15 protein-coding genes are annotated in these 17,389 nt (G+C 70.1%); 8 read left to right on the forward strand and 7 right to left on the reverse strand.

Annotated features, from left to right (window positions below; translation table 11 throughout):
* Window positions 1-163 precede the first annotated feature (163 nt).
* The 3 genes from OCS65_RS27400 (at window position 164) to OCS65_RS27410 (ending at window position 3,005) form a co-directional block, all read left to right on the forward strand.
* Window positions 164-1,078 carry a DUF2189 domain-containing protein gene (locus OCS65_RS27400; protein WP_029547082.1) on the forward strand — a complete coding sequence of 305 codons (915 nt, stop codon included), beginning with the start codon at window positions 164-166 and terminating at the stop codon, window positions 1,076-1,078.
* 49 nt (window positions 1,079-1,127) lie between these two features.
* The gene (locus tag OCS65_RS27405) at window positions 1,128-2,162 is read left to right on the forward strand and encodes a DUF2189 domain-containing protein (protein WP_050034404.1); all 1,035 of its coding nucleotides are present in this window, start codon (window positions 1,128-1,130) and stop codon (window positions 2,160-2,162) included.
* 117 nt (window positions 2,163-2,279) lie between these two features.
* Window positions 2,280-3,005 (forward strand): queuosine precursor transporter, encoded by a 726-nt coding sequence (locus OCS65_RS27410; RefSeq protein WP_006946396.1) that lies wholly within the window; start codon window positions 2,280-2,282, stop codon window positions 3,003-3,005.
* Window positions 3,006-3,072: 67 nt separating this feature from the next.
* Here the strand turns inward: OCS65_RS27410 and tgt are convergent, their stop codons facing one another.
* The 4 genes from tgt to OCS65_RS27430 form a co-directional block, all read right to left on the reverse strand.
* Window positions 3,073-4,338 (reverse strand): tRNA guanosine(34) transglycosylase Tgt, encoded by a 1,266-nt coding sequence (gene tgt, locus OCS65_RS27415; protein ID WP_006946397.1) that lies wholly within the window; start codon window positions 4,336-4,338, stop codon window positions 3,073-3,075.
* Between the two features lie 25 nt (window positions 4,339-4,363).
* Window positions 4,364-5,596 carry an MFS transporter gene (locus OCS65_RS27420; RefSeq protein ID WP_044476513.1) on the reverse strand — a complete coding sequence of 411 codons (1,233 nt, stop codon included), beginning with the start codon at window positions 5,594-5,596 and terminating at the stop codon, window positions 4,364-4,366.
* 295 nt (window positions 5,597-5,891) lie between these two features.
* Entirely contained in the window at window positions 5,892-6,389 is a 498-nt protein-coding gene (locus OCS65_RS27425; protein WP_006946400.1) for a cysteine dioxygenase, read from the reverse strand.
* Window positions 6,390-6,568: 179 nt separating this feature from the next.
* On the reverse strand, window positions 6,569-7,471 hold the full coding sequence (locus OCS65_RS27430) for an amidohydrolase family protein (protein WP_080688518.1): 903 nt from the start codon (window positions 7,469-7,471) through the stop codon (window positions 6,569-6,571).
* A gap of 181 nt (window positions 7,472-7,652) precedes the next feature.
* Here OCS65_RS27430 and OCS65_RS27435 point away from each other — a divergent pair, with 181 nt between their 5' ends.
* Window positions 7,653-8,177 (forward strand): DUF6448 family protein, encoded by a 525-nt coding sequence (locus tag OCS65_RS27435; RefSeq protein WP_006946403.1) that lies wholly within the window; start codon window positions 7,653-7,655, stop codon window positions 8,175-8,177.
* A 239-nt stretch (window positions 8,178-8,416) separates the two neighbouring features.
* Here the strand turns inward: OCS65_RS27435 and OCS65_RS27440 are convergent, their stop codons facing one another.
* Window positions 8,417-11,140, reverse strand: a complete 2,724-nt coding sequence (locus OCS65_RS27440) for a cation-translocating P-type ATPase (protein WP_231772119.1) — start codon at window positions 11,138-11,140, stop codon at window positions 8,417-8,419.
* A 158-nt stretch (window positions 11,141-11,298) separates the two neighbouring features.
* On the opposite strand from OCS65_RS27440, the gene OCS65_RS27445 reads away from it, so the two are divergent.
* Complete coding sequence (locus tag OCS65_RS27445) at window positions 11,299-11,715, forward strand: pyridoxamine 5'-phosphate oxidase family protein (protein ID WP_006946406.1); 417 nt, start codon at window positions 11,299-11,301, stop codon at window positions 11,713-11,715.
* Window positions 11,716-11,728: 13 nt separating this feature from the next.
* Here OCS65_RS27445 and OCS65_RS27450 read toward each other — a convergent pair whose 3' ends face one another.
* Window positions 11,729-12,328: a LysE/ArgO family amino acid transporter gene (locus OCS65_RS27450; RefSeq protein WP_029547076.1), complete on the reverse strand. Its 600-nt coding sequence runs from the start codon at window positions 12,326-12,328 to the stop codon at window positions 11,729-11,731.
* A 72-nt stretch (window positions 12,329-12,400) separates the two neighbouring features.
* Here OCS65_RS27450 and OCS65_RS27455 point away from each other — a divergent pair, with 72 nt between their 5' ends.
* Complete coding sequence (locus OCS65_RS27455; protein ID WP_050034400.1) at window positions 12,401-13,282, forward strand: LysR family transcriptional regulator ArgP; 882 nt, start codon at window positions 12,401-12,403, stop codon at window positions 13,280-13,282.
* Between the two features lie 163 nt (window positions 13,283-13,445).
* On the opposite strand, the gene OCS65_RS27460 is transcribed toward OCS65_RS27455, so the two are convergent.
* Window positions 13,446-14,633, reverse strand: coding sequence for a PucR family transcriptional regulator (locus OCS65_RS27460; RefSeq protein WP_231772947.1), 1,188 nt, complete (start codon window positions 14,631-14,633; stop codon window positions 13,446-13,448).
* A 185-nt stretch (window positions 14,634-14,818) separates the two neighbouring features.
* On the opposite strand from OCS65_RS27460, the gene OCS65_RS27465 reads away from it, so the two are divergent.
* On the forward strand, window positions 14,819-16,336 hold the full coding sequence (locus OCS65_RS27465; RefSeq protein ID WP_231772120.1) for a flavin-containing monooxygenase: 1,518 nt from the start codon (window positions 14,819-14,821) through the stop codon (window positions 16,334-16,336).
* 16 nt (window positions 16,337-16,352) lie between these two features.
* A complete protein-coding gene (locus tag OCS65_RS27470) occupies window positions 16,353-17,270 on the forward strand; it encodes an alpha/beta hydrolase (protein ID WP_231772121.1) in 918 nt (305 codons plus the stop codon).
* Window positions 17,271-17,389 lie beyond the last annotated feature (119 nt).

The following is a 17,389-nucleotide window of genomic DNA, read 5'->3' on the forward strand; positions in this document are numbered from 1 at the left end:
CACAGCCCCACGGGGTCCGCGCGGCCGGCACCGCCGCGTAGTCCGGTTCGCGCCGGTCGTCCGGCTCGCGGAAGTTCCGGTGATCGTGCAATTCGGGCGCGTCGGACGTAGTGTGCGCAGTCGACAACGCGATTGGCTCCACCCTCCCACCGAGAAGGATCCGATGACGACCGGCGGTTACGACCCCAGCAAAGAGCCCAACAACCAGGGCGGCGAACCCAACCCCCCGCAGGGCGGCTACCCCCCGCCTCCCGGCAACTACCCGCCCCCCGGCAACTATCCCCCGCCCGGGAACTACCCGCCCCCGCCCGGCAACTACCCGCCTCAGGGTGGCTACCCGCCCCCGCCGGGCAACTACCCGCCTCAGGGCGGCTACCCGCCCCCGCCCGGCAGCTACCCGCCCCCGCCCGGCAACTACCCCTCGGGCGGTAGCCAGTACGGCGGATTCGGCGCCCCCACGCAGCTCAACGTGGGTGACGCGATCGGTTACGGCTGGAAGAAGTTCAGCCAGAACGCGGGCGTCTGGATCGCGTTCGTCGTCGCGGCGGCGCTGATCCAGTTCGTGATCAACGTGATCTTCGGCGGCTTCGACACGAACGAACTGACGGCGCTCAGCATCATCGGCGCGATCGTCAGCGTGTTCGTCAGCATCCTGATCCAGGCCGCCTACGTGCGCGGCGCGCTGCACGAAACCGACGGCAATCGTCCGTCGTTCGGCTCGTTCTTCCAGTTCGAGAACATCGGCGCCGTGGTGGTCGCGAGCCTGCTCGTCTCGCTCATGACCGTGGTCGGTTTCATCCTGCTGATCATCCCCGGCTTCATCGTCATCTTCCTGACCTGGTGGACGCTGCAGTTCGTCATCGACCAGAACCAGCAGCCGGTGGACGCGATCAAGTCCAGCTTCCGGGCCATCTCGTCCAACGTGGGACCGCTGCTGCTGCTGGCGCTGGCTCTGGTCGGCATCAACATCCTCGGCGCCATCCCGTGCGGCCTGGGTCTGCTCGTCACGATTCCGCTGACGATCATCGCCTCCACCTACGCCTACCGGGTGACCACCGGCCGCGGCGTCGCGCCCTGACGGACCCGGGCGTTCCACGACGCGGCACGTTACGAACAAGAGGAACAAGATGACCACCGGGGGCTACGAGTCCAATCCCGATCCGCAGGATCCGAACAAGTACCCGGGCGCGCAGCCGTACGGCCCACCGCCCGGGTACGGCCCGCCCCAGGGTTACCCGGCGCAGGGACCGAACTACGGCGGGCCCCCGCCCGGCTATGCCCCGCCGCAGGGCCCGCCGCCGCAGTACGGCGCTCCCCAGTACGGCGCTCCCCAGTACGGCGCTCCGCAGTACGGTGGCGCCCAGTACGGTGGCGCACCGCAACAGCCCGGCCCGCAGTACGGGCCGCCGCAGTACGGGAATCCGGCCGGGTACGGACCGCCGCCCGGATACGGCGCCCCCGGCGGCTACCCGCCTCCACCCGGCTTCGGCCCTCCCCGCGCGCAGATCAACATCGGCGACGCGCTGAACTACGGGTGGCGCAAGTTCAGTGAGAACGTCGGCGGCTGGCTGAGCCTGGCCGGTGTGATCGTCGTGGCCGCCCTCGTGTTCGGTGCCCTGATGTTCGGCGTCGTGATGGCCTCGACCACGACGGACCGCTACGGCTACAGCACGGGCATGTCGGGCGTCGGGATCGTCGTGATGATCGTGCTGATCGTCGCGTTCGTCATCGGCATGCTCGTCGTCCAGGCCGCCGCGGTGCGCGGGGCCCTGTACGAGCTGGACGGGCACAAGCCGGCGCTGAAGGACTTCTTCCGCGTCGGCAGCCTCGGTCCGATCCTGCTCGTCTCCCTGCTCATCGCGGTCGGCACGTTGCTCGGCTCGCTCGTCATCGTCGGCGGCATCATCGTCGCCTTCCTGACCGTGTGGGCGCTGCATTTCGTCATCGACCAGCGGCAGGACGCGGTCACGGCGATCAAGTCGAGCGCGTCCGCCGCCGCGGCCAACGTGGGGCAGCTGATCCTGCTGTGGCTGGTGCTGTCCGCGATCAACTTCGTCGGCGCGCTGCTGTGCTACGTCGGCCTGCTGGTCACGGTGCCCGTCACCACCATCGCCTACGCATACGCGTACCGGGTCGTCACGGGCGGACGGGTAGCCCCCTGACGGCACGTCGCGGAGCCCCCTGACGGCACGTCGCGGGCCCCGATCCAACCGGGTCGGGGCCCGCGTCCTTTTCGTCCGTTCTTCGCCTTCCTCCGGTCCGAGTGCTTGGATGGCCGGGTGACAGAGCACGTGCAGACCCAGCAATCCGACCATGCGCACTTCGCCCGCGTGGTCCGCAGCTACTACCCCGGGCTGGTGGCCCTGTTCACGGCGGTGCTCATCATCTCCAACGTCGCCGCCAGCAAGGGCGTGGCCTTCTTCGGCGACGCCGAGTGGGCGCTCGGCCCGCTGCAGGTCCTGCCGATCATCACCGACGGCGCGTTCTTCCTGTTCCCGCTCGCCTACATCGTCGGTGACGTCCTGAGCGAGGTGTACGGCTTCGCCGCGACCCGTCGCGCGGTCTACTACGGCTTCGGTGCGGTGGCGCTGGCCGCGTTGTGCTTCTGGATCGCCCAGCAGCTGCCGCCCGCCGACTTCTACGAGAATCAGGCCGCATTCGAGGCGGTCCTCGGGGTGGTGCCGCGGCTGCTGCTGGCCGGCCTCGCCGGCTACCTCGTCGGGCAGCTGCTCAACTCCTACGTGCTGGTGCGCATCAAGGAGGTCACCAAGGAGAAGCACCTGTGGGCGCGGCTGATCGGCTCCACCGTCGTCGGCGAGTTCGCCGACACGCTCATCTTCTGTGCGATCGCCGCCGGCGTCATCGGCATCACCACGTGGGCGGACTTCGTGAACTACGTGGTGGTCGGGTTCCTGTGGAAGACGCTGGTCGAGGTCGCCGTCATGCCGGTCACCTACGCGGTCATCGCGCACGTGAAGCGGCGCGAGCCGACCTACGCCGAGTGAGCGCCGCGACCGGTCCGGTCGTCCGCGGCAGCCGTCGTGGACGACGGTGGAGTTCGCCGACGCTCACTCACCGCCGCGCGTAGAACCGGCCCAGGGTCTCGGCCTTGTGTTCCTCGAGGTACCCGCCGTCGATGGCGGCGCGGATCTCGTCGACGAGGCGCACCGTGAACCGCTCGTTGTGGATGGTGCACAACGTGGACGCCAGCATCTCCTTCGCCTTGAACAGGTGGTGGATGTACGCGCGCGTGTAGTGCCGGCAGGTGTAGCAGTCGCAGTCCTCGTCGATCGGGGTGAAGTCGCGGCGGAACCGGCTGGTGTTGATGTTGAAACGCCCGTCCGGGTGGTAGATCGCCGCGTTGCGCGCCACCCGCGACGGGTTCACGCAGTCGAACGTGTCGACGCCGTGCTCGATCGCGACGAACATGTCGTCGGGCTCGCTGATGCCGAGCAGGTGCCGGGGCTTGTGCTCGGGCAGTTCTTCGGTGCACCAGCGGACGATGGTGCCGAGGTTCTGCTTCTCGAGCGCCCCGCCGATGCCGTAGCCGTCGAAGCCGCGGCCCGACTCGCCGACGATCGATTCGAGCCCGCGGCACGCCTGCCGGCGCAGGTCCTCGTACTGCGCGCCCTGCACCACCCCGAACAGCGCCTGGTACGGACGGTGGGCGCGCTGCGCCGTGAGCTTCTCGTGTTCGGCGATGCACCGCACCGCCCACGCCTGAGTCCGTTCGACGGACTGTTCCTGGTAGCCGCGGGTGTTCATCAGGGTGGTCAGCTCGTCGAACGCGAACATGATGTCGGCGCCGAGCTGATGCTGGATGCGCATCGACACCTCCGGGGTGAACCGGTGCCGGGAGCCGTCGAGGTGGGATTTGAAGGTGACCCCGTCGTCGTCGACGTGCGCGAGCCGCTCCTTGCCTTCGGCGATGACGTCGTCGGACCGCACGCCCACGGCATCCATCGCCAGGACCTTCTTGAAGCCGACCCCGAGGGACATCACCTGGAATCCGCCGCTGTCGGTGAAGGTGGGCCCGTCCCAGTTCATGAACTTACCGAGCCCGCCCGCCTCGTCGACGATGTCCGACCCGGGCTGCAGGTACAGGTGGTACGCGTTGGCAAGCAGGGCCTGCACCCCGAGTTCCTTCATCGCCTCGGGCAGGACCGCCTTGACCGTCGCCTTGGTGCCCACGCCGACGAACGCCGGGGTGTGGATGTCGCCGTGCGGGGTGTGGATCGTGCCGGTGCGTCCGAGTCCGTTGGCGAGCCGGGTGCCGACGGTGAAGAACGGGTCGGGCGGGGTGGGCACGGCGGAAGCGGTGGCACTGGGGTCGGTCACGTCGGTATCCAATCACGATGTCCGATCAGGGCGCCGACGGCAGCCGCACGGCGAGCGCGAAGACGGCGACACCTGCCAGCGCGAGCACCGTGCCGACGGCGGCCGGCGCGGTGTAGCCGAAGCCGGCGGCGATCACCGCGCCCCCGATCCAGGCGCCGAACGCGTTGGCGAGGTTGAACGCCGCGTGGTTGAGGGACGCGGCCAGGGTCTGTGCGTCCTCGGCGACGTCCATGAGCCGGATCTGCAGTCCCGGGCCGACCGCGGCGCACCCGGCTCCCAGCAGGAACACCATCGCCAGGGCCGTGTACGGGTTGTGCGCCGCCGCGACGAACACGGCCAGCAGCACCGCCAGCGTCGTCATGGTCGTGAAGATGCCCGGTACCAGGGCCCGATCGGCGACGCGGCCGCCGACCACGTTGCCGACGACCATGCCGATGCCGAAGAGCATCAGGGCGACCGGAACCAGCCCCTTCGAGACGCCGGCGACGTCGGTCAGGGTGGTGCTGATGTAGGTGTACACGGCGAACACGCCGCCGAAGCCGATCATCGCGACCGCGAGCGTCATCCACACCTGCTTGCGCCGCAGGGCACCGAGTTCGGTGCTCACGCTGGTGGTGCGGATCGCCAGGGCGGGCACCCAGGCGGCGATCGCGGCGACGGTGACCGTGCCGATCACCGCCACCAGCGCGAACGCGGAGCGCCAGCCCAGCGCCATGCCGAGCCACGACGCGACGGGCACCCCCACCACGTTCGCGACGGACAGGCCCATCATCACCAGCGCCACCGCCCGGGCGCGCTGCCCGCGACCGGCCAGATGCGCGGCCACCAGCGCGGCGACCCCGAAGTACGCGCCGTGCGGCAGACCGGCGACGAACCGGGACGCGACGAGCAGTCCGTAGTTCGGCGCGAGCACCGTCGCCGCGTTGCCGACGGTGAACGCGATCATCAGGGCGATCAGCAACGTCTTGCGCGGGAGCCGGGCCGTCAGCGCCGCGATCAGCGGCGCACCGACCACGACCCCGGCGGCGTACGCCGACACCACGTGCCCGGCGGTGGGCTCGGAGACTCCGAGACCGGTCGCGATGTCGGGCAGCAGGCCCATCGCCACGAACTCGGTGGTGCCGATGCCGAACCCGCCGAGGGCGAGCGCCCACATCGCCCGGGCGCGCCCCGGCCGGGCGTCTGCTGCCGGCGCGGCCGCGGGGGCGTCCGCCGGTACTGCGGAGTCGGGTGGGCATGCGGATGCCGTCGTCGTCATGAGCGGGAACCTTCGAATAGTGCGGGATGCGCTGGATCTTGTCGGCGTGCGAACCAGCCGAGTCTCCATTGTCTTGCACACGCCGACCCGACCTCGAATCGAGCGGACGTGAGTTCGGCCACCCCCGGCACGAGTCGCGCCTTGCGAAGGATCGGTCCACGACCCGCCGCGCCCGAGACGGCGTGAGCAGATCGCGCGCCGCGGGCCGGCTACCGCACCTGCAGCGACGTTATCCAATATCGTTCTGCGACAAAGGTTTCGGATACCGCTACGACCGGCGCAGCCGCGGCGGAGTTCACCAGTCCGCGCCGGCCCGTTCGGATGCGTGCAGCCGGAGCACCCCGTCGTCGATCCGGTACCGATTCATCGTCGTCAGGGCGGGTGCGTACACGTGGATGCTGACGGCCGGAGAATTCGTGTCGTTCGTCACCTCGTGGACGTGGTCGGCGTCGAAGCCGCGAGCCATACCCGCACGAATCCTCTTGCGTGACAACGCTACTTCGACTCCATCGAGACCCCCGACCGCCGGGGTGCAGACGGTGGTCTCCGTCAGCACACCCTGCGCCACCGCGAAGGCGCCCGCGCTGTCGCCGTGATCGTGGATTTCGGTTCTCTGCCCGGGCAGCCACGAAAGCAGCCACACTTCGTGGTTGTCGGCAACGGCCAGTCGCGTGTACCAGCGCTGCTGCTCGTCGAATCGAACGATCGGCATCCAGCGGCCGGGATCGTTCGCGATCCGCAGGGCGAGGGAGGTGAGGTCGGCGCGCGTCGGCAGGGCATACGTGGAGAGCATCGAAGAGTCCTGGAATGAGGAGGCACGGGCGTGCCCGGGCCGGGCTGGGCGGAGACGGATTCAGCGACGACAGCCGGGACACGACTCGGCGGCACGGGCCGACGCCGTGCACAGTCCGCGCTGCCGCGCGCTCACCGAGAATGTCACGACGACCATGCCACCCCGGCCGGGTCCGCGTCTCAAGGGTTCTGCGCAGGCACTTTCGCGAAGAAGCGGGCCGGATTGTCCGTCCGCAGGCGCATGCCGGCGGAACCGCCGAGCACCAGCGGACGCGCGTAGGGACGATCGGAGCCGAGCAGCACCCGGTCCTCGCCCAGGCATGCGGTCACCGCCGCGACGACCTCCCGCCCGTACGACGACGTCTCCACGTAGACCCCCGGCCCGGGAACATCGCCGGGCCCGCCGCGCACCGCCATCCGATCGGCGTGCAGCGGAGCCAGGCCGGCGAGCATCGCGAACAACACCCGCAACGCCGGGAACCGGCGCGCCCCGAACTCGTGCCAGGCGAACCAGGCGGTGTGCATCTGGGTCACGTACGACACCATCGCCGGCCACCATGCCGGAGCGCCGGGCGCCGACGCCGGGCCGGGATGCACGAACAGCGGCTTGCGCGCCCGCTCGAGTTCCGACAGCAGCGGCGCACACCGGTCGAAGCCCGCCGGGTCGGCCAGGGCGGTCGCCGGCAACTGCAGGCCCACGCACCCGGCCGCGAGGACATCGCGCAGCGTCTCCGGATCGGGCTCGGTGACGCCGGCGGCGGCCCACACGCCGAACCGGTCGGGCAGGCCCAGCGCCCCCTCGTGATAGGCGTCGAGCAGCGGCCGGGCCTCCTCGGCGGGCAGTTCCTCGATCCCGAGGGGGCTCGACAGCGACACCAGCGCCAGATCGATTCCGTCCCGGACCGCCAGGGCCGTCCGCGCGGGGATCGAATGGTCGGCGGGGTCCACCCGGTACGGCGGTTCCCCGGGCAGGTGCAGCGTCCAGCCGTCGAGCCGGGGCGCGGCGCTGCGCGCCCGGAGGGCGTCGACGAAGGACGCCGGCCACACATGTTGATGCACGTCGACGCGGGGACGTCGCCTCATGCGTCCACGTTCGCCGCCGCGGCCCGCCGTGTCAACCGTCCTCGCATCCAGGCGACGAACCGGGCCGTCGAGCGACGCGGCCCCGGCGCGACCGATCCGCCCTGCGCTCGCTCGACGCCGGACGCACCCCGGCACTAGCCTGGGACCGAGCGTGTCCGCCGACCGCCGGAAGGAGCACCCCGTGCCTCCCCACTGCGATTCCATGGACGGTCCCGTCGTCAAGGCCGCCGAGGCGGCGCTGGGCGACGACAACGTCGAGCTGATCCTGCCGTTCGTGCCCGCCGACGCCGAGGACGAGGTGCGCACGGCGTTCGAGCGGGCGACGGCGGCGCGGGCGGAGGGCCCGATCGCCCACGAGGTGGCCGATCTCTACTTCTTCGACACGGTGGTCCGGCTGCACCGCGCGGGCGAGGGCGCCCCGTTCACCGGTGTGAAGCCGGCCGGCGGCGACGTCGGGCCCGTGATCCCGCTCGCCGAGGACGCGATCGAAACGGGCTCGGTCGAGAAGCTCCACGCGTTCCTGTCCGCCGAGCTGCACCGGCAGCTGCAGTCCCGGCTGGATCGGATCGTCGCTCTGACCGACGCCGTGACGACCGCCGAACGGCGGGAGTACACCGAGGCGATGCTCGGCCTGCAGGTGTACAGCCACCACCTCTACAAGAGCATGCACAGGGACCCGCACGAGGGCGGGCACTCGCACGGCTGATCCGGGGCACCGACGGTCACATCGGCATCATGTGATGCAGTCACATCGGCATCATGTGATGCAGTCACATCGGCATCATGTGATGCAGTCACATCGGCATCATGTGATGCATCGGCATACCCGGCATCAGCATGTGGTGCATCTGCATCATCAACATGTGCAGCATGTGCATCAAGCCCATGTCCATCGTTCCCACCTCCGCGTCCTGCGGTGTTCGTCGGAGGGCGACACCACCTCCACTATGCGCCCGCCCGAGCAGGCGTGTCACCACGCCGACGCCGCACGCTCCGTCCGGTGGCCTTGACGAGTTCGTCCACCCACAGCACCGAGGATCCGACGCCGACGGCGAGCGCCCACTGCTGCGAGGTGAGCGCGGTGGTGTCGAAGAAGCCCTGCAGGAAAGTCGTCTGCACCACGCACACCTGCAGGACGACCACCACGACGAGCGCGATCCAGATGCTGTGGTTGGTGAGGGTCTGCAACGAGAACACCGAGCCGAGTTCGGAGCGGACGTTGAGCAGATTGAACACCTGGAAGAAGACGAACGTGGTGAACGCGAGGGTGGTGGCGAACAGCGGGTCGCCGGCGCTCTCGGGGAACCACTGCGGCGCGTAGTGCAGCACTGCGACGGTTCCGGCGGTCATGACGATGCCCAGGCCGAGGATGCGGCGGAGCCGATCGCGGCTGAGCAGGCGCTCGTGGGCCGGCCGCGGCGGCCGGGACATGGTGCCCGGCTCGGTGGGGTCGACGCCGAGGGCGAGGGCCGGCGGGCCGTCCATGATGATGTTGACCCATAGGATCTGCAGCGCCGTGAACGGCGCACCGCCGGCGAGCCCGAGGGCCCCGGCGACGAGGAAGATCAGCACGAACCCCCACGCCGTGGTCAGCTGGAACTTCACGAACTTGACGATGTTGGCGTAGATGCCGCGGCCTTCCTCGACCGCGGCGACGATGGTCGCGAAGTTGTCGTCGGTGAGGATCATGTCGGCCGCGCTCTTGGACACGTCGGTGCCGGTAATGCCCATGGCGACACCGATGTCGGCCTGTTCGAGGGCGGGCGCGTCGTTGACGCCGTCGCCGGTCATGGCGACCACCTCGCCGTTCGCCTGCAGCGCCTTGACGACCCGGATCTTGTGCTCCGGCGCGACGCGGGCCAGCACACCGAAACCTGCTGCCCGGGAACGTAGCTCGTCGTCGTCCAGGGCGTCGAGGTCGGCGCCGGTGGCCGCGGCGCCGCCGATGCCCAGTTCCGCGGCGATCGCCGACGCGGTCACGAGGTGGTCGCCGGTGATCATGTGCACCTCGATGCCGGCGGCGTGGGCCACCTCGATGGCCCGCTTGGCCTCCGTCCGCGGCGGATCGACGATGCCGACCACGGCGTAGAGGGTCAGGTCGGACACCACGCGCTGCAGCGCCTCCCCGTCGCCCCGCGGCACCGCGTGCAGGTCCCGGCCGGCGATCATCAGGGTGCGCAGCCCCTCGGCGGCGAGCGACTGCACCGCCGAGCGGAGGCGCTCGCGGCGGCGGTCGTCGAGCGGGACGGGGCCGTCCCCGTCGAGCATCGCGGTGGCGCGGTCGAGCAGCGCACCGGGCGCGCCCTTGGCGAAGCACCGGTAGCCGCCGTCGGGCAGGGCGTGGAAGGTCGCCATGTACTTGTAGGCGGAGTCGAACGGCACCTCCGCCAGCCGCGGCACCGCGAGACGCGCCCCCTCGACGTCGATGCCGCCCTTCTCGGCGAGCACCACCAGTGCGCCCTCGGTGGGATCGCCGACGAGCACCCCGTCGCGGACGACGGCATCGTTGCACAGGGCCATCCCGAGCAGCGGCGCGGTCAGGTCCGGGGCCGGCAGCCCGTCGCCGACGAGGATCTTGCCGGCCGTTTCGTACCCGGCGCCGGTGACGCGGAAGCTGCGGCCACGGGCCAGCAGCCGCTGCACCGTCATCTGGTTGAGGGTGAGGGTGCCGGTCTTGTCGGTGGCGATGTGGGTGGTGCTGCCGAGGGTCTCGACGGCGGCGAGCCGTTTGACGATGGCGCCGCGCGCGGCGAGCCGCGACGCGCCCATCGCGAGGGTGAAGGCGACGACCGCGGTCAGCCCCTCGGGAATGGTGGCGACGGCGAGCGAGACGGCGGTGATCAGCAGGTCGGACCACGACTGCCCGCGCAGCAGACCCAGGACGAACACGACGGCGACGACGGTGAGCGCAACGATGGTGAGGGTCTTGGCGAGCTGGTCGATGCGGCGCTGCAGCGGGGTCTTCTCCACCCCGGCGGCACCGAGCAGGGTGGCGATCGCGCCGATCTCGGTCTGCATCCCGGTGGCCGTGACCACCATCGTGCCCCGCCCGCGGGTGACGTCGGTGTTCATGAACAGCATGTCGGCACGGTCGCCCAGCGGGGCCTGCTCGTCGACGACGGGTTCGACGGTCTTGTCGACGGGCTGGGACTCGCCGGTGAGCGCGGACTCGGCGACCTGCAGCCGCGCGGCCCCGACGACCCGTCCGTCGGCGGGCACGGAGTCGCCGGCCTCGAGCAGCACGACGTCGCCGGGCACGAGTTCGGTACGCGGCAGGTGCTGTTCACGGCCGTCGCGGCGGACGCGGGCGGTGTCGACCGCCATCTGTCGCAGCGCCTGCAGGCTGTTCTCGGCCCGTCGCTCCTGCACGTAGTTCAGGACGGTGTTGAGGGTGATGACGGCGAGGATGACGACGGGGGTCTCCCATTCGCGCGAGACCACGGCGCTGACCACGGCGGCGGCGACGAGTACGAGGGTCATCCGGTCGGCGAGCAGGGCGAGCACCTTGCGCCAGCCGGGGACGGCTGCCGTTTCGGCGAGGGCGTTGGGCCCGTGCTCACGCCGGCGCTCCTCGACGACGTCGGAGGGCAGCCCGGCCGCGGGGTCGACGTCGAGTGCCGCCGCGACGTCGTCGGCGTCGCGGGTGTGCCACGTGGTGGCCAGCGTCATCTCGCACGCTCCTCGGTGGGGTGAGGTCGGGCGGCTCCCACGCTATCGATGTGACGGACACCGCGCGATTCGATGGACGATCCGCCTGTGCCGGGCGCGGATTCGTGATGTGCTGGAGGCGGTGATATCGAGGCGGACGCCGCCGGATCGGAGGAACCATGAGTGAGCCGAACGTCGACAACCCCGTCGTCGTCCTGAACGACGACGAGAGCTGGGAGCTGCTCGGCACCGAGCGGATCGGCCGGCTCGTGGTGGTCTCGGGCGGGCGGCCGGACGTCTTCCCGATCAACTACGCCGTGCGGGACAGGAAGCTGTACTTCCGTACCGCCGAGGGCAGCAAGCTGGTCGAGCTGACGGTGCACGCGGAGGTCGCCTTCGAGGCCGACCACGTGGAGCAGGACCGGGCCTGGAGCGTGGTGCTGCACGGACGGGCCCGGAATCTCGTGCACTACAACGAGATCCAGGAGGCCGAGGAGCTGGGGCTGCAGGCCTGGGTGCCCACCCCGAAGTACAACTTCGTCGAGGTCACCGCGAGCGAGATCAGCGGCCGCCGGTTCGCCCTGGTCAAGGGCTGACGCGGGCCCGGCGTCAGCCCGCCACCATGCCGACGCCGAGCCCGACCATGAGCACGGCGATGCCGCCGTCGAGCACGCGCCACGACGCGGGTTTCGCGAATACTCCGCGCAGCAGGCGGGCCCCGTAGCCGAGCCCGAGGAACCACACGACGCTGGCCAGGACCGCGCCGGCGCCGAACCACCAGCGCCCCGGGTCACCGTGGTGGTTGGCGACGGAGCCGAGCATGAGCACGGTGTCGAGGTAGACGTGCGGGTTGAGCCAGGTCAACGCCAGGCAGGTGGCCAGGGCTGCGCCGACGGTGAGGGAGCCGCCCGCCGCGGCGGTCAGGGCCGACGGGCGCAGCGCCCGCCTCGCCGCGAGCACGCCGTAGCCCACGAGGAACGCCGCCCCCGCCCAGCGGATCACCCCGAGCGCGCCGGGCACCCGGTCGAGCACGGTGGCGATGCCGGCGATGCCGGCGGCGATGAGAACCGCGTCGGAGAGCGCGCACACCGCGATCACCGGCAGCACGTGGCGTCGCGCGATGGCCAGGCGCAGCACGAAGGCGTTCTGCGCGCCGATCGCGACGATGAGCGACAGTCCGGTGAGGAATCCGACGGCGACGAGGTGCATGACACCCACGCTAGGAACCGCCCTCGATGAAGAACAGTTGATTTTTCTTCAGTACCGTTAGAGTTGCTTCATATGGATCTGGACTTCGCGCAGCTGCGGACCTTCGCCGCGGTGCTGGACGAGGGCACCTTCGACGGCGCGGCCGCCGTCCTGCGCGTCACCCCCTCCGCGGTGAGCCAGCGGATCAAGGCCCTCGAGCAGCAGGCCGGCCGGGTCCTGGTGCGGCGCACCCGTCCGGTGTCCGCGACCGCCGCGGGCGAGGCGGTGATGCGGCTGGCACGGCAGGTGGCGCGGCTCGAGCAGGACACCGCCGAGGCGCTCGGGCTGACCGCCGGCCGGGACGAGTACGTGTCGGTTCCCCTCGTCGTCAACGCCGACTCGATGTCGACGTGGATGCTGCGCGCCCTGGCCCGCATGCCCGAGCGTCATCGCGCGCTGTTCGAACTGCACCGCGAGGACGAGTACCACGCCCCCGCGCGCCTGCGGGACGGCACCGCGATGGCCGCCGTGACGTCGGTGCCCGAGCCGGTGCAGGGGTGCGTCTCCGAAAAGCTCGGCGCCATGCGGTATCACGCGATGGCGAGCGTCGACTTCGCGGACCGCTGGTTTCCCGGCGGCGCGGGCGCCGAGTCGCTGCGGCAGGCCCCGATGCTGAGCTTCGACCGCAAGGACGACCTGCAGGACCGGTTCCTGCGGCGCCGCACCCGGCGCCGGCTCGACCCGCCCCGGCACTACGTGCCCGGCGCCGCCGAGTTCGTCGAGGCCGCACGGCTCGGCCTCGGCTGGGGCATGCTGCCGGAACCGATGCTCACCGACACCGAAGGACTCGTCTTCCTCGACTCGGACGATCCGCTCGACGTACCGCTGTACTGGCAGCGGTGGCGGCTCGAGTCGCCGGTGCTCGACGCGCTCACCGACGCCGTCCGGCGGACCGCCCGGGAGGTGCTGCGCTGACAGTGAGGATGGGCGAGTGATCCAACTGGCTGCCAGCACCCGATACGGGCGAGTGCGACGTGACGCTGCGCCCCTACCGGCCCGACGCGAGCACTGCGGACGGAGGCGGGAACCCGCCGGGCGTCAAGACCGGTCCCTGCCCACCGACCGCGGGCGTTGTCCCTCAGTCACGGACCAGGACTCGTGGCCCGATGTGGTGAGCCAACTCCAGCGCGAGCTCGACGGGAAGCCTGCGCTCGCCGGGGCGGTGGCCGAGCAGTTCGGTTGCGCGGCTGACACGCTGCAGGATGGTGTTGCGGTGGGTGTGCAGGCGTGCGGCGGCGCGAGGGGCGTTCTCGGCTTCCTCGAGGAACACCCGCAATGTCTGGCGGAGACGAGCCGCGCTGGGTGTGTCCGCAGCGAGCGGGCCCAGTGTTGTGGCGACGAATTCGGCCGCCCGGTCCAGGTCGCGAGCGGCCAACGTGGCGACCTCGAGCTCGCGGTAGAGCGCGACGCGGTCGCCGTCGCGTTGCCCGCTGACCAGGCGCTGAATGGCCAGCGCGGCGTCGTGTGATCGGCGGAAGCCGGTGATGCCCGCTCGGGTGGGACCGACGGCGACCCGAATGTTCGACTGCGCCTTGGTGATTTCTCCGCGCAGTGTGTCGAGCGCGGGTTCGGATTCGGTGCCCAACCACGCCCACAGCGTCGAGGTGCCCGCGGGCAGTGTGAGGGGCGTGCGGGCGCCGGCGGCCTGGGCCAGCAGCGTCGCGGCAGACTCCAGTGCCCCCTGCGTCCCGCCCGCCGGTTCGGCCCACAGGACGAGTGCGGTGTGGCGGCGAGCGAGCTGGTATCTGAGGCGTTCGCCGGCTCGGCGGGGGTCGATCGGGGCGCCGTCGAGGATCAGGTGCACGGTCTCGGCGCGGCGGGCCAGCGCGCCGCCGAGCACCTCCTCGCGTTCCCGCTGGGCGTCGGCGATGACACGGCTCACGACATGGTCGACGTAATCGAACATCAGCTGCGAGGTGACCTCCAACAACTCCACGAATTGTGGCCCCGGCGGGGCGATCCGTCCGGCATGAGCCAGAAACCGCTGCCAGGCGACGTTCTGGCCCCGGCGGTAGGCCTGGTAGATCACCTCGAGGTCGATGCCGCGGCGCACGACGGTGCGGACGACGTCGAGGGCTTCGGGCGGCACGTCGATCGGCGCGCCCCCGACGTCACGCCGAGCGAGGGTGGTCAGCAGGCGCGCGGCATTGGCGCGGTTGCTCGCCGACATCTCCGCGACGATCGCCGCGTCCGCGCCCAGCATCGGGGCCACCGCCACCTCGGCGGCGTCCATCTCGGCGACGAGCTGATCGAGTTCACGCAGCATCAATTCGGCGACGTCACCGACGAGGGAAACCACTTCGGGTGCCACTGGCTCACGGAGCACGTACCAAGTGTGCCACAGCACACATAAGGACGCGAATAGTGTGCCGGCATACATGTCAACGGGTGCCGTTGCGGTCCTACTGTGAACGCCGTCACGCCCCAGCGCAGCGCTCGAGGAGACCGACCATGAGCATCCCGACGACCACCGAGCCGACCGGTCGCCATACGGCAAGCACGCATTTCGACGTCTTGATCGTCGGCGCCGGCATTTCCGGTATCGGCGCGGCGTATCACCTCCAGACACGCCGTCCCGGTACGACGTTCGCAGTCCTGGAGGGCCGGGATTCGATCGGCGGCACGTGGAGCCTGTTCCGCTACCCGGGCATTCGCTCGGACTCGGACATGCCGAGTTTCGGCTACGGGTTCAAGCCGTGGACGCATCGGAAGTCGATCGCAGACGGGCACATCATCATGGATTACCTGAGGCAGACCGTCACCGAGAACCGTCTCGACCAGCACATTCGTTTCGGCTACCGGGTTATCGGCGCAGAGTTCTCCTCGGCGGACGAACGCTGGACCGTCACCGCGCAATCGTCCGGCAGCGCCGAGCACGTGCACTTCACCGCGCGATTCCTGTTCCTGGGCACCGGCTACTACGACTACGAGGAAGGCTTCACGCCCGACATCGAGGGTGTGGAGGAGTTCGCGGGCCGGCTGATCCACCCGCAGCACTGGCCCGAGGACCTCGACTACGCCGGCAAGCGCGTGGTGGTCATCGGCTCCGGCGCGACCGCCGTGACGCTGATCCCGTCGATGGCCGGCAAGGCCGGTCATGTCACGATGCTGCAGCGCTCGCCGAGCTACGTGTTCTCGATACCGGCCGAGGACGCGATCGCGAACACCCTGAACAAGGTGGTCGGTCCCACCCGAGCGCACCGGATCGTCCGGCGCAAAAACATCATGCTCAACCGCGGGATCTACAAGGCCTGCCAGCGCGCGCCCAAGCTCATGCGCAAGCTGTTGATCGCCGATGTGCGCCGGCAGCTGCCCAAGAGCTTCGACGTAGACACCCACTTCACCCCGCGTTACAACCCATGGGACCAGCGCCTGTGCATGGTCCCCGACGGGGATCTGTTCAAGGCGATATCCGCCGGGCAGGCCTCGGTGGTGACCGACCGGATCAAGCGGTTCACCGAGGAGGGGATTCTGCTGGAATCGGGTCAGGAGTTGGCCGCCGACATCGTCGTCACGGCGACCGGACTCAACATGACACCGTTCGGCAAGATCGCGCTGAGCGTGGACGGGCGGCGCGTGAACCTGCCCGACACGACGGTCTACAAGGCGATGATGTTGTCCGGTGTGCCGAATCTCGTGTTCGCGCTGGGCTACACGAACATCTCCTGGACCCTCAAGGTGGACTTGGTGTGCGAGCACTTCTGCCGACTGCTCGACTACATGGACAGCCACGGCTACGGCACCGTCGAACCAGTGCTCGACGATCCGCACATGGACCGTGTCCCCGTGGTCGAGATGAGCTCGGGATATGTCCAGCGGGCCGTTGCGAAGTTCCCGCGCGGCGGCACCAGCGGCCCGTGGACGGTACAGATGGCCTACGAGAAGGACGTCGAGCGGCTGCGTCGCGGGCCGGTCGAGGATCCGGCGCTCGAGTTCGCGCCCAGCCGCACGGCTGCCGTCGCGTCGTAGGAACGGAGCGACCGAGATGAAGAAGGACCTGACCTTCCCCAGCCACGGCGTCGCCTGCGCCGCCTGGCATGTTCCGGCTACCTCCGACGTGCTGGCCGGCACGGCCGGCCGGCCGTGTGTGGTGATGGCACACGGCTTCGGCGGCACCCGAGACACCGGCCTGATCGGCTATGCCGACGGGTTCGCCGACAACGGCATCGACGTATTGGTCTTCGACTACCGCGGCTTCGGCGCCTCGGAAGGAACACCGCGCCAGGATGTTTCCTTCCGGCGTCAGCGCCAGGACTATCACGCGGCGATCGCCGCCGCCCGTCACCTGCCCGGCGTGGACGCCGATCGAATCGCGTTGTGGGGAACGTCGTACTCCGGTGGTCATGTCGTCGCAGTCGCCGCGCAGGACAGGCGCGTCGCGGCAATCGTATCGATGACCCCCGCGACCGACGGACTGGCAGCCGCGATGCAGATCGCCCGCTACGCCGGAGCCGGTCAACTGGTGCGCACCACCGGCCACGGGTTGCGCGACCTCGCTCGCCGGATTACCGGACGCCGGCCGCACCACATCCCGGTGGTGGCGCGGCCGGGAAAGGTGGCGATCATCAGCGCCTCCGGCGCCGAGGAGGCCTACACCTCGATCGCCGGACCGACGTGGCGCAACGAAATCTGCGCGCGCACAGCACTGGAGGTGGCCGTGAACCGGCCCATCACCGCTGCCGGCCGCCTTGGCTGCCCAATCCTTGTGCAGGTGGGCACACACGACCGTGTCGCACCGCCCGTCGCCGCGCGCAGGACCGCGAAGAGGGCAGGGGCCACTGCACTGTTGTGCGAGTACCCCGTCGATCACTTCGACGTCTACGACGGTCCTTGGCAACAACGGATGCTGCGTGACCAGCTCAGCTTCCTGATCCGCGCCCTCGATCCGGCGCGGCCCTGCTGATCGTCACCGTTCCACCGAGCTGCTCGCGCTCGACGCCCATGACATTCCGATGGTGCGCGACTCGCTCGGCGGAGAGTCGAGATCTACCACGTCCTGTGCAGTGCACACGTTCACACGTT

The organism is Rhodococcus aetherivorans (assembly GCF_025722975.1).
GTDB classification, from domain to species: Bacteria; Actinomycetota; Actinomycetes; order Mycobacteriales; family Mycobacteriaceae; genus Rhodococcus; species Rhodococcus aetherivorans.